The sequence below is a fragment of the Nocardia spongicola genome, from assembly GCF_047200775.1.
Taxonomy (GTDB): Bacteria; Actinomycetota; Actinomycetes; order Mycobacteriales; family Mycobacteriaceae; genus Nocardia.
In genome coordinates this window covers 1-12,475 of sequence record NZ_JBJZOO010000012.1, presented here as the reverse complement: position 1 = coordinate 12,475, position 12,475 = coordinate 1, and the positions used below count along the sequence as shown (strand labels likewise).

General features: G+C 64.2%; 9 protein-coding genes, 1 tRNA gene and 1 pseudogene. 8 read left to right on the top strand and 3 right to left on the bottom strand.

Translation table 11 applies throughout. The features are described 5' to 3' along the window. Window positions 1–13: 13 nt before the first annotated feature. From ACL02S_RS18765 to ACL02S_RS18755, 3 genes are all read right to left on the bottom strand, one after another. A complete protein-coding gene (locus ACL02S_RS18765) occupies window positions 14–439 on the bottom strand; it encodes a hypothetical protein (protein WP_412803752.1) in 426 nt (141 codons plus the stop codon). 139 nt (window positions 440–578) lie between these two features. Then, window positions 579–1,199 (bottom strand): arsenate reductase/protein-tyrosine-phosphatase family protein, encoded by a 621-nt coding sequence (locus tag ACL02S_RS18760; RefSeq protein ID WP_412803751.1) that lies wholly within the window; start codon window positions 1,197–1,199, stop codon window positions 579–581. 394 nt (window positions 1,200–1,593) lie between these two features. Next, window positions 1,594–1,680, bottom strand: a tRNA-Leu gene (locus ACL02S_RS18755). Between the two features lie 222 nt (window positions 1,681–1,902). Here ACL02S_RS18755 and ACL02S_RS18750 point away from each other — a divergent pair. The 8 genes and pseudogenes from ACL02S_RS18750 to ACL02S_RS18720 all read left to right on the top strand — a co-directional run bounded on the left by ACL02S_RS18750 (window position 1,903) and on the right by ACL02S_RS18720 (window position 12,401). After that, window positions 1,903–2,520, top strand: coding sequence for an ANTAR domain-containing response regulator (locus ACL02S_RS18750; RefSeq protein ID WP_412803750.1), 618 nt, complete (start codon window positions 1,903–1,905; stop codon window positions 2,518–2,520). Between the two features lie 184 nt (window positions 2,521–2,704). Beyond that, window positions 2,705–3,946, top strand: coding sequence for a branched-chain amino acid ABC transporter substrate-binding protein (locus tag ACL02S_RS18745; protein WP_412803749.1), 1,242 nt, complete (start codon window positions 2,705–2,707; stop codon window positions 3,944–3,946). 90 nt (window positions 3,947–4,036) lie between these two features. Continuing rightward, the gene (locus ACL02S_RS18740; RefSeq protein ID WP_412803844.1) at window positions 4,037–5,074 is read left to right on the top strand and encodes a branched-chain amino acid ABC transporter permease; all 1,038 of its coding nucleotides are present in this window, start codon (window positions 4,037–4,039) and stop codon (window positions 5,072–5,074) included. After that, window positions 5,071–6,510 carry a branched-chain amino acid ABC transporter permease gene (locus ACL02S_RS18735; RefSeq protein ID WP_412803748.1) on the top strand — a complete coding sequence of 480 codons (1,440 nt, stop codon included), beginning with the start codon at window positions 5,071–5,073 and terminating at the stop codon, window positions 6,508–6,510. The genes ACL02S_RS18740 and ACL02S_RS18735 overlap by 4 nt, the downstream gene beginning before the upstream one ends. 41 nt (window positions 6,511–6,551) lie before the next feature. Then, window positions 6,552–7,451 (top strand): annotated as a pseudogene (locus ACL02S_RS24410) (ABC transporter ATP-binding protein); the annotation flags it as partial. Window positions 7,452–7,649: 198 nt separating this feature from the next. Continuing rightward, window positions 7,650–8,363: an ABC transporter ATP-binding protein gene (locus ACL02S_RS24405; protein WP_503129066.1), complete on the top strand. Its 714-nt coding sequence runs from the start codon at window positions 7,650–7,652 to the stop codon at window positions 8,361–8,363. A 479-nt stretch (window positions 8,364–8,842) separates the two neighbouring features. Then, window positions 8,843–11,530 (top strand): DNA polymerase I, encoded by a 2,688-nt coding sequence (gene polA, locus ACL02S_RS18725; RefSeq protein ID WP_412803843.1) that lies wholly within the window; start codon window positions 8,843–8,845, stop codon window positions 11,528–11,530. Between the two features lie 433 nt (window positions 11,531–11,963). After that, window positions 11,964–12,401 (top strand): alpha-isopropylmalate synthase regulatory domain-containing protein, encoded by a 438-nt coding sequence (locus ACL02S_RS18720; protein WP_412803746.1) that lies wholly within the window; start codon window positions 11,964–11,966, stop codon window positions 12,399–12,401. Window positions 12,402–12,475: the final 74 nt, after the last annotated feature.

Below are 12,475 nucleotides of genomic sequence, written 5' to 3'. Positions count from 1 at the left end.
GGGCCGGGCAGTGTTACCGCAGTTCGTTGGCGCGATCGAGATCGAGATCGACGGCGGTGCGCTGCCTGGCGCGAATCGAGAGCGGGATCGGTTGTTCCCGCTCGTCTCGGGTGAGGCCGGAGATCTCTCGGCGCAGGTGCTGTTCCAGTTTCGCCGTATCGTGATCGGTCCACTGGTCAGGGGTGCCGACCAGGCTGAGCGCGATCTCGTAGGTGCGTTGTTCATCCGGCGTGTCGCCGGGCCCGGCGGTACGACAGTGGCGCTCGAAGGCCAGATGGGCCGGATCGTCGGTATCGACAGGTACGGTGCAGTGCCAGGCGAACAGGTCGCGGTCGAGGAGATGGTCGTCCACTACTGCCCGCACGGTGTCGACGACGCGTTCGAGGGTTTCCGGGGTCACATAAACATGGAGCGAAACATCCGAAGTTCGCTTCGGCATGTCTGATTCCTGTCTTGTATCGAACCAGCAACGGCGGAGAACCAGCAGCGGCGAAGAATAGTGTCCGCGGGAGTGTAAACCGTCCAGGCCCGGAATGGATACAGTCAGGTGGGCCAGGGTGTCGGGGAGTTCAGGTGGGTTACCGGGAGCGTTGGGCGGCGAGAAAAGCCGCTGACGGTGTGGCCGGTGTGTCGGGGCGGATCACCAGCCCTCGGTGTGCGTCGTCGGGAGAGTGTGGTTGTTCCTCGGGAGTGAGTGCCCGCAGTAAGGGAATGAGCGCCTCGGCGATGCGGTCGCTCACCTCACAGACCGCTTCGGCGGACAAGCCGCTCGGGTCGGCGATGTTCTCCCGGCCGACCAACTGCAGGTCATTGCGCGCGTGGTGTAGTTCTGCGACGGTGCGCGCACCGGTGACGTGCGCGATGCGGGAGGCTTCCAACAGAGTGAAGATACGGGGCTTGGCATCGAAGGCCAGTTCGATCGCTTGGTCGCGGATCTGTTCGGTCATCGCGAGCACGATATCGGCCCGGTCGATCAGTTCCGGCCGTAGGCGGCGGGCCCGGAAGCCGCTCGGGTCGGCGCCGAGTCCCACCATGGCCTGCGCGGCGAGTGGTTCGATCGGAAAACCTACTAGTGCTCGGGTTCCCGCGCTTTCGGCGGTGAGGTGGGTCAGGGCGTATTCGACCGCGAGGGAACGGGTGAGTCGCTCGGCGATTGCCGAGCGGCAGACGTTGCCACTGCAGACGAACAGAACGTGCATACCGGACACGATAAACGGCCGGAAACATACCAGAGGATCGCGAATCGGTTAGCCCCAGGTATGGGAATACATATTCATCTACTCGTAGCACGCCGTATACAAAGTGCGCCGAGTTCTTCTCCCTGGCTGTTATCGGCAGCTGATCCTCTTGGTGTGGCGGGAAGCCTGTGCGCGAGGTGCCACTCTGACCGGGGTGGCGGCGTCGGTGTCTGCCGTACGCTGATCGAGCAGACGTAGGTAGTCTTCGCGGCCCGCCCGAGTGAGGACGGACAAGTGGGCCGTGCGGGGGCCGGGTCTGAGCGATAAAGCGTTTGTCCGTTGGGCAGTGAAGCCGCGTCCTCGACCGGAGCTGCGGGAGACCCCGCAGGCCTCTCTCGACAATCGGTTCTGATCTTGGTGCCGAGTGTGGGACTCGAACCCACACGTCCTTTCGGACAACGGTTTTTGAGACCGTCGCGTCTGCCAGTTCCGCCAACTCGGCGCACCGGATGGCAACTATAGCGTGTGTGCGCGCCGGAAGCGAATGCGTTGGCCGAAGCGGTGCTGGCGCGCGGTTTGCGCAGGGTATATGCGTTCTATTACGAAATGAAAGGTACTCTCTACATCACTCGGTAGCCAGATGGTCGGCCCATGGTCGTCCGGTTCGATCGCGGCCTTCTTGCGGTGCGCCGGGACAGGGCAGCAGAACCAGAGGGGTCTATCTATGAGCACAGCAGCTGGGGGCACCGGCACCAAGCGGGATGCCGGGGCGAAGCGGGTCGTCGTCGCCGAGGACGAAGCGCTCATTCGCATGGATCTGGTCGAGATGCTGACCGAAGAGGGCTATCGGGTGGTCGGTGAGGCCGGCGACGGGCAGCAGGCGGTGGACCTCGCGGTCGAGCATCGACCGGATCTGGTCATCATGGACGTGAAGATGCCGCGCAGGGACGGTATCGACGCGGCGGCCGAGATCGCGTCCAAACGTGTTGCTCCTGTAGTTATTCTGACCGCGTTCAGTCAGCGTGATCTGGTGGAGCGCGCACGTGACGCCGGTGCGATGGCCTATCTGGTCAAGCCGTTCACGAAATCGGATCTGGTGCCCGCGATCGAACTGGCGGCCAGTCGCTTCCACGAGATCACCGCCCTGGAGGGAGAGGTGGCGAATCTCGCGGAGCGGTTGGAAACACGCAAGCTGGTCGAACGCGCGAAGGGGGTCCTGATGCAGACTCAGGGTCTGTCGGAGCCGCAGGCGTTCAAGTGGATTCAGCGTACGGCGATGGATCGGCGCACCACCATGAAGGCGGTCGCGGAGGTCGTATTGGAGAATCTGACGCCGCAGTGAACCGAGTGTGGTTGCTGCGGAAGAATTTACGCGGAAGAAACGTCATCACGAAAAGAATTCGGCGATATGCCATCTACATGAGCCGAATGTGATGCAGAGGCAACGTATCGACGCTATGTTCTGACCGGGCCGAGGTAGTCGGCCTCCTCGGTGATCCGGGGAGTACGGAACGTAGAGGTGAAACGTGCTTAGTTCGACATGGCGCAGTCGTTCGACGCGGGGTGTTCTGGCCATCGGTGCCGCCGCCGCGCTGGTGCTGACCGGTTGTAGCGAAAAATCCACCGGTAGCGGTTCGGATTCCACGGAGACCGGTGCTGCGGGTGGGTTGTCCATCCAGCCGGTCATGCAGGTGGACCAAGAGGGTAAGGAGGTGAAGACGGCTGTCACGGCCGCGGCTGCCGATCCCGCGGGTGATGGTCAGGCCACCTGCGTGCCTGGTACCTCGATCGCTATGGCCGGCGCGCTGACCGGTCCGGATGCCGCGCTCGGCATCAATATCCTCAACGGCGTCAAACTCGCCGTCGAGCAGCACAATGAGGCCAACCCCGGATGTGTGATCGAGCTGAAGCAGTTCGATACCGAAGGCGATCCGCAAAAGGCTACTCAGGTGATCCCACAGATCATCAGCGACCCGACGATCCTCGGCCTGGTCGGGCCAGCGTTCTCCGGTGAGACGAAGGCGACCGGCCAGATTCTCAGCGATGCGGGCCTGGCCGCGGTCAGCGCGTCGGCGACCAATGCTTCGCTGACGCAGAATGGCTGGACCAGCTTCTTCCGTGGCTTGGCCAATGACGACGTGCAGGGTCCGTCGGTAGCGAAGTATCTGGTCAATACCGCGGGCTACGAGAAGGTCTGCGTCATCCAGGACAACACCGATTACGGCGCGGGCTTGGCGAAGACGGTCACCGAGGGGCTCGGCGCGGCCGCCGATCCGGCGTGCGCCGCGAGCATCAAGAAGGGTGACAAGGACTTCTCCGCGACGGTTACCAGGGTGGCGAGCGCTGCTCCGGACGCGGTCTTCTTCGCAGGCTACTACGCCGAGGCCGCCCCGCTGGCCCAGCAGCTGAAATCCGGTGGTGTCGAGGCGGTCTTCGTCTCCGCCGACGGTGCCAACGACCCGCAGTTCGTCGCCCAGGCCGGCAGCGCGGCCACGGGAGCGACATTGTCGTGCCCGTGCGGTCCCGCGCCCGAGGAATTCACCAAGGACTACGAGACACTCTTCGGCCAGGCACCCGGCGTCTATTCGGTCGAGGGGTACGACCTGGCCACGATTCTGGCCAAGGGCATCGATAGCGGTAAGGTCGCTCGCCCGGATCTGCTCGAGTACGTGCGGAGCTACGACGGCGCAGGCCTCGCTCGGCAGTACAAGTGGAATGCGGATGGTGAGCTGTCCAGCGCCCTGATCTGGGTGTACGAGGTCAAATAAGCCCGGATTCCGAGCACACGGCACGTACGGGGTTCGTACGAACCCCGTACGTGCCGTTGTTCAGTGGGTACATGGATGAGGGCAGAGCACATGGAATCAACGGCATTGGCCGATGGAGTACAACTCCTCGGCAGCTCGATCGGCTTCCACTACGAGGCGGTGATCGATAACTTTTGGCGGCTGACCGCCGACGGCGTGACCTACGGCGCTATCTACGCCTTGGTCGCCGTAGGCTACACCCTGGTCTACGGCGTGTTGCGGCTGATCAATTTCGCCCACTCGGAAATCTTCATGCTCGGTATGTTCGGGCAATTGGTCGGGTTGATGATCTTCAGGTTCTCCGCGAGTCCGGAGATCTATTCTCAGGGGGTCGTGCTCACCGTTATCTACCTGGGGTTGGCGATGGTGGTCGGCATGGTGGTGTCCGGCGGTGCGGCAGTCGGATTGGAACGAGCGGCCTACCGCCCGCTGCGTATGCGGGGGGCCAAACCGCTGGCCTTCCTGATCACCGCGATCGGTATGTCGTTCGTGCTCCAGGAATTGGTGCACTTCGTCCTGCCGAAGCTGCCCCCAGGCCTCGGTGGCACCAATGCGCAGCAGCCGATCCAGCTCGTCGAACCCACGGTGCAGTTCAGTTTCGGCGGTGCGCACATCACCAATATCATGCTGCTCATCGTGCTCGCGGCGGTGGCACTGGCGTTGGCCACCGAGATCTTGATCAACCGGACCTCATTCGGCCGTGGCATCCGGGCTGTGGCCCAAGACCCGGACACCGCGACGCTGATGGGTGTATCGCGGGAACGGGTCATCATGCTGACCTTCCTCATCGGCGGTGTGCTGGCCGGCGCGGCGGCAATGTTCTTCACGCTCAGGATCCCGAACGGGATCATCTACTCCGGTGGATTCATCCTCGGCATCAAGGCGTTCAGCGCCGCGGTGCTCGGCGGTATCGGCAACCTGCGCGGCGCGCTGCTCGGTGGCCTGCTACTCGGTGTGGTGGAGCAATACGGCCAGATGCTGTTCGGCGAGCAGTGGCGCGATGTAGTCGCGTTCACGGTGCTGGTCCTCGTGCTGATGGTGCGCCCGACCGGCATCCTCGGTGAGAGTCTCGGAAAGGCGCGCGCATGATCGACCTGACCAAAACAGCGCCGGACACACAAGGCACCCCGACTACTCCACCGACCGCGCGTCATGGCCTCGGTGACGCGCTCCGCACCTGGTGGGAGGGTCTGAGCAGGCCCGCCCAGTGGGGCGTTGGTGTTCCGATCCTGATCGCGCTGGCGCTGCTGCCGCTGTTCCCGCCGCCATTGCTGGATACTCCCTCCCACAGTTTCGGCCTGGTTATGGCGCAGGTGGCGATGTACGCGCTGGTGGCTATCGGTCTCAATGTGGTGGTCGGCCAGGCCGGTCTGCTCGACCTCGGCTATGTCGGTTTCTATGCGGTCGGCGCGTATACCGTCGGTTTGCTCACCAGCCCGGAAAGTCCGTGGAATCAGACCGATGGCGGTTGGCTGGATTCGAAGTGGGCGTGGTTGATGTGCCTGCCGATCGCGATCGCGGTGACCGCCTTCTCCGGCTTGATCCTCGGTTCGCCTACCCTGCGCCTGCGTGGCGACTACCTGGCGATCGTGACTCTCGGCTTCGGTGAGATCGTCCGGCTGATGGCCGACAATCTCGGTGAGATCACCAATGGCAGTCTCGGTTTGTCCGGTGTGGCCTATCCGCGTATCGGCGAATCGGAAAGCACACCGAACGGTGTGTTCTCCTCGGGTAACGGCGGGAACCCTGACAGCGCGAACATTTTCGAACGCGCCAACTACGGCACCTACTGGTACTGGTTCGGCATGGTGCTGGTGATCATCGTGCTGCTGGTGGTCGGCAATCTGGAGCGCAGCCGGGTCGGCCGCGCCTGGGTAGCCATTCGCGAGGACGAGGACGCGGCCGAGGTCATGGGTGTGCCCGCGTTCAAGTTCAAGCTGTGGGCGTTCACGATCGGTGCCGCGGTCGGCGGGATATCCGGTGCGCTTTACGCCGGGCAGGTGCAGTTCATCAACCCGACCGGGTTCAACATCATCAATTCGATGTTGTTCCTGTGCGCGGTGGTCATCGGTGGCCAGGGCAATAAGCTCGGGGTGATCTTCGGTGCGTTCCTCATCGTCTACCTACCCGCACGGTTGCAGTCGGTGAATCTGGTGAGCGATGAGGCGACCGGCTACATGCTGCTGCTGCTCGATATCGCGGTGTTCGTGATGCTGGTGGTCGTCTGGCGGCAGTGGTCCGCTCAGCTGGGTGCGTGGGTGCGGCGCGGGGTGATCACAGGTATGGCGGTGACCGGCGTGCTGGCGCTGCTGCTGCTCGGCAGTGTGCTGTTGTTCCGTCAGGGTGGTGCGCAATCGCTGGGTGACCTCAAGTATCTGTATTTCGGTATCGCGTTGGTGGTGATGATGATTCTGCGTCCGCAGGGTCTGTTCCCGGTGCGGCAGAAGCTGCTCACCTATGGCAGACAGGTCTACCACGCCGTGCGTAGACCGGCAGCGAACGAGCCGATCGGAGTGGGTCGGTGACCGGCCCCGGCGCGGGTGACGCGCTGTTCGACAACGAGGATATGGCGGCGGGCTACACGGCCGAGCCGAAGGCCGAGAACGCGGGCACGGTCGATGTGCCCGCGGTGAGCGCGGAGCTCACCGATGCCGAGGCTGTTGCGGAAACCGTTGCACCGCATCGTGATATCCATACCTCGGTCGGTGCTCCGCTGCTGCGCACCGAGGGCCTCACGATGAAATTCGGTGGTCTCACCGCCTTGGACGAGGTGAGTTTCGAGATCCGCCGTGGCGAGATCCTCGGTCTGATCGGCCCCAACGGGGCGGGAAAGACCACCTGTTTCAACGCGATCACCGGCGTATATCAGCCGACCGCCGGATCGGTGTTCTTCGACGGTAAGCCGTTGACGAAGACCAAGCGCAACCAGATCACCCGGCTCGGTATCGCGCGCACGTTCCAGAACGTGCGGCTCTTCGGCGAGATGACCGCGCTGGAGAATGTGGTGGTCGGCACCGACGCCAGGCACCGGACCTCGGTGCCAGGCGCGATATTCCGGACGCCGCGGCATCGGCGCGAGGAACGTGACGCCATCGAGCGCGGTATGGCGCTGTTGGAATTCGTCGGCATCGCGCCGCGTGCGGTGGAGAAAGCGCGCAATCTGCCCTATGGCGACCAGCGCAGGCTGGAGATCGCTCGCGCGCTGGCCACAGAGCCGAAACTGTTGTGCCTGGACGAGCCTGCGGCCGGGTTCAATCCGAGCGAGAAATCCGCGCTCATGGACCTGATCCGCAAGATCCGTGACGACGGGTACACGGTTCTGCTGATCGAGCACGATATGCGGCTGGTCATGGGGGTGACCGATCGGATCGTGGTGCTGGAGTTCGGTCGCAAGATCGCCGACGGTCTGCCCGTGGATATCCGAGAGGATCCGGCCGTGATCGAGGCGTACCTCGGTGTGCCGGATGCCGATGCGGTCGGCTCCGATCCGGTCGCCGGTTCCGATCCTGGCACAGCGGAAAGCGGTGGTTCCGGAGACGACGAGGAACCTGATCCGGTCGGGTCAGGAGTGGACGCATCACCGCCGGACATGTCCCCGGACACGCAACCGCCCACGCGGGCCGTCCTCGCCACGGATTCCACAGGCGCCAATGCGACAGCTCCATTGCTCGAAGTCGAGGATGTCGTCGTCAACTACGGCAGAATCCAGGCACTGCACGGGGTCTCACTCACTGTGGCCGAAGGTGAGCTTGTCACCTTGCTCGGCGCCAACGGCGCGGGTAAGACGACGACCATGCGCGCACTATCCGGGCTGCTGCCGTTGACCCGCGGCCGGATCTTGTTCGAGGGCCGTGACATCACCCAGATCAAGGCGCACGAACGGGTGCTGTCCGGGCTGATCCAGTCGCCGGAGGGCCGTGGTGTCTTCCCTGGTATGTCCGTGCAGGAAAACCTCGATATGGGTTGCTATGGCAGGCGTTTTCCGAATAAGGCAGAGTACGACCGGACACTGGAGTGGGTGTTCGAACTGTTCCCTCGGCTGCGTGAGCGCCGCAAGCAAGCAGGCGGTACGCTCTCCGGCGGTGAGCAGCAGATGCTGGCCATCGGTCGCGCGCTGATGGCCCGGCCCCGACTCCTGCTGCTGGATGAGCCGTCGATGGGATTGGCGCCCATGGTGATCCAGCAGATCTTCCGGATCATCACCGAGATCAACGCGCAGGGCACCACGGTGCTGCTGGTCGAGCAGAACGCCCAGCAGGCATTGGCCCGTAGCCACCGCGCTTACATTCTGGAGACCGGCGAGGTCACCAAGACCGGTCGCGGTAGCGAACTGCTCACCGATCCCGCGGTGAAGTCGGCCTATCTCGGTGTGGGGTAGTACCGCTGCCGGATAGTCGGTTTTCCGGTGCGGTGCCGGTCGAAGCAGCTGATAGGGCGTGTCCGGCGGTGGGGTTTCGTGGTGGATCGGGGACGGCGGCAAGTCGACCCGGCACCTGCGGAGTTCCGCTGCCGGATCGGTGTGGCGGCGGCTGGTGTGGCGGCGCGGTGCAGCTATCTCGCGGTGCCGTCACCCAGTGCGGTCAATGGCTTCGCCGGTCCGTATTACCCCAGGTGGAATCGGCGAAAATGTCGATTACAGCTATCTCTGATCACCGGCTGGGCCGGGTCGGGGGCAGGCTCTCGTCGGTGACCAGGCCATGCCGCGGGCACGCGGATGGATGCGCACATCCGTTTCGCGCAGCAGGGGTGGTCGGGTGTCGGCATATCACCGTGTCGGTGCCGATCCCTAGACTCTTTGGCGTGAGTTCACCCTCGACCGCTCCGCGCCCAACCGCCCCGTCCGGCTCCGATGATCCTGTGTCGGCAGACCGGCCGACATTATTGCTGCTGGATGGGCATTCGATCGCTTACCGCGCGTTCTTCGCGCTACCCGCGGAGAACTTCAAGACGGTCACCGGGCAGACCACGAACGCGGTGTACGGCTTCACCGCGATGCTGATCAATCTGCTGCGCGACGAGAAGCCGACACATGTGGCCGCGGCCTTCGATGTATCGCGCCGGACGTTTCGCACCGAGGCGTATCCCGAGTACAAGGCCAACCGCAGCGCCACACCGGACGAGTTCCGTGGCCAGGTCGAGCTCACCAAAGACGTGCTCGGGGCGCTTGGCATTCCGGTGATGGCGATCGAAGGCTTCGAGGCCGACGACATCATCGCCACGCTCACCACGCGCGCTACCGCGGAGGGTTTCCGCGTGTTCATCGTCACCGGCGATCGGGACTCCCTCCAGTTGGTCGGGGAGAACGTCACGGTGTTGTATCCCCGCAAAGGTGTTTCCGATCTGACCCGGTTCACCCCGGAAGAAGTACTGGCCAAGTACGGTCTCACCCCGAGTCAGTACCCCGATTACGCGGCCCTGCGCGGCGATCCGAGCGACAACTTGCCCGGTATCCCCGGCGTCGGGGAGAAGACCGCGGCCAAGTGGATCCGCGAGTACGGCGATCTGAACACTTTGGTCGACAAGGTCGACGAGGTGAAGGGCAAAGTCGGTGCTGCCCTGCGGGCCAATCTGAGCAGCGTGGTACTCAATCGGCAACTCACCGAGATGGTGCGGGATGTTCCGCTGCCCTACACACCGGATCAATTGGCGCAGGGGGCGTGGGATCGAGACAAGATCCATCGGCTGTTCGACGATCTCGAGTTCCGCGTACTACGCGACCGATTGTTCGAGACACTGGCCCCGCCCGCGCCGGAAGCGGAGGCGGGCTTCGAGATCAACGGTACCGCGCTGGCGGTGGGAGAAGTCGCCACCTGGCTCACCGAGCACGCGAAAGCCGGTGTACGCCATGGTGTCTCGATCGACGGGACAGGAATCCCCGCGCGTGGCGACCTGCGTGCGCTCGCTATCGCGGCGGCCGATGGTGAGAGCGGCTATATCGATGTCACCGCGCTCACTCCCGCGGATGAGGCCGCGTTGGGCGCCTGGCTCGCCGATCCGGCGGCGCCGAAGGCACTGCACGAGGCCAAGGCGGCTGTGCACGCCCTGCGCGGGCGCGGCTGGTCGCTCGGCGGGGTGACCAGTGATACGGCGCTGGCCGCCTACCTGGTTCGGCCCGGCCAGCGTACCTTCACCCTCGACGACCTCTCCCTGCGCTATCTGCGCCGGGAGCTGCGGGCCGAAGCCGACGAAACTCCACAATTGTCCTTGCTCGACGATGCCGACACCGTGGATGCCGAACTGGCCCGCACTCATATGCTGCGGGCCCGCGCCATCGCCGACCTGGCCGATGCGCTCGACGCGGAGCTGCGCACGATCGAATCCACCGAGTTGCTCGCCGATATGGAGTTGCCCTTGCTCGGTGTGCTGGCTACATCGGAGGACACGGGTATCGCGGTGGATACCGAGCAGCTGACGACACTGCAGCGGGAGTTCGCCGACCGGGTCACCGCGGCGGCGAACGCGGCTTATGAGGTGATCGGCAAGCAGATCAACCTCGGCTCGCCCAAACAGTTGCAGGTGGTGCTGTTCGACGAGCTGGACATGCCGAAGACCAAGCGCACCAAAACCGGTTACACCACCGATGCGGACGCGCTGGAGTCGCTGTTCGAGAAAACCCAGCACCCGTTCCTGGAGCATCTGCTGGCGCATCGCGACGCCACCCGCCTGAAGGTCACGGTCGACGGCCTGCTCAAGTGCGTTGCCGAGGACGGCCGCATCCACACCACCTTCAATCAGACCGTCGCCGCTACCGGCAGATTGTCCTCGACCGAGCCGAATCTGCAGAACATCCCGATCCGTACCGATACCGGAAGGAGGATCCGCGACACCTTCGTGGTCGGTTCCGGCTACCAGGCACTGATGACCGCGGACTACAGCCAGATCGAGATGCGGATCATGGCACACCTGTCCGGGGACGAGGGGCTGATCGAAGCGTTCAACTCCGGTGAGGATCTGCACAGCTTCGTCGCGTCGAAGGCTTTCGATATCCCGATCGCCGAGGTGACTCCGGAGCTGCGGCGCCGGATCAAGGCGATGTCCTACGGCCTGGCCTATGGGCTGAGCTCCTATGGCCTCTCCACGCAGCTGAAGATCAGCACTGCCGAGGCGAAAGAGCAGATGGAGGTCTATTTCGCCCGTTTCGGCCGGATTCGGGATTACCTGTACGAAGTGGTCGAGCAGGCGCGCAAGGTCGGCTACACCCAGACATTGTTCGGCCGCCGCCGCTATCTGCCCGATCTGGATTCGGGTAACCGGCAACGTCGGGAGGCAGCCGAGCGGATGGCGCTCAACGCGCCGATCCAGGGCACCGCGGCCGACATCATCAAGGTCGCGATGATCAACGTGCATCAGGCGATGCGGTCTGCCGGGCTCCGTTCCCGGATGCTGCTGCAGATCCACGACGAGTTGCTGTTCGAGGTCGCGGAGGGGGAGCAGGAGGCGCTGGAGGCACTGGTGCGTGAGCAGATGTCCGCGGCGATCGCGTTGTCGGTGCCACTCGAGGTCTCGGTGGGGGTCGGTCACAGCTGGGACGCCGCTGCGCACTGAGGCACCGCCGCACGTCGAGGCGCTATCGCACCCGGAAAAGACCCGGCAGGGACACACCGGCCCTGGCCGGTGTGTCCGTGACACCGCGGATGGTTGCTATTGCGCCGCGATGTCCTTATTCTCAGTGGCGTGCCGAATCCCGCCGATCGCTACAGCGCAGCGCTTCATGTCGCCGACCGCGACAGTGCTGGGGCATCGGCGTTGCTCTCCGGAACCTCTACGGTGATGCAGGCTACCGCCGCTGCGCCCGAGGTTCGTACCGCGTGGATTCCGCCTACCCCGAGGGTGGTGCGCTCTCCGCGCTTTCGCGTAGTAACCCGCCGTAGCGGGGTTTGATTCGGGCCGGCTCCCCTGCTGCGGGCTTTTTCGATGTACTAGTGCTGGTCCCCACTGTCAACTGAGCCACGACATTTTTCGGGAAGACCTTCGTACAATGACCACCCTGATTCTCGATATGGACACCTTCCGTGCTGCCGCCCCGAAGAGTTTGCGCGCCGAAAGCTCCGGCCTGTCCGCCGCGGAGTTCCACAGTCGCTACTGTGCGTGTACCGGCCCGATCCGCCTCGGTGACTGGTCGCCTGCGGGCAGTCACACCGCCGAATGCACCGCCACCTTGGAATTCGATGACCACCTGCGGACCGTTGTCGCCACCGGTAGCCCGGTCGCCGCGCTGACCTCGGCCCTCTACGAAGAGGGTTACCCGGTCGAGATCCTGCAGTTCCATCAGCGGCGCACCGCAGATGGTACCGCCACCTTCGTGCAGTGCGAATGCGATGGCAGGCGGGGCTGGGGAGCGGCGATCGCCGAGGACAGCGCCGAGTCGACGGTTCGCGCCATGATCGCGGGTGTCAACCTGCTCGGCGCCCTGTAACAATCATCCGGCCACCATCCGAGTGGACGGTGGGCGCAGTGCGCCCACCGTCCCCGTCGTGGCTACCACGGGCC

Bases quoted from the DNA above. Each gene is read 5' to 3' on its own strand.
- ACL02S_RS18740 (WP_412803844.1), top strand. From the start codon at position 4,037: ATGGAATCAACGGCATTGGCCGATGGAGTACAACTCCTCGGCAGCTCG.
- ACL02S_RS18765 (WP_412803752.1), bottom strand. From the start codon at position 439: ATGCCGAAGCGAACTTCGGATGTTTCGCTCCATGTTTATGTGACCCCG.
- ACL02S_RS18720 (WP_412803746.1), top strand. From the start codon at position 11,964: ATGACCACCCTGATTCTCGATATGGACACCTTCCGTGCTGCCGCCCCG.
- ACL02S_RS18760 (WP_412803751.1), bottom strand. From the start codon at position 1,199: ATGCACGTTCTGTTCGTCTGCAGTGGCAACGTCTGCCGCTCGGCAATC.
- ACL02S_RS18750 (WP_412803750.1), top strand. From the start codon at position 1,903: ATGAGCACAGCAGCTGGGGGCACCGGCACCAAGCGGGATGCCGGGGCG.
- ACL02S_RS18735 (WP_412803748.1), top strand. From the start codon at position 5,071: ATGATCGACCTGACCAAAACAGCGCCGGACACACAAGGCACCCCGACT.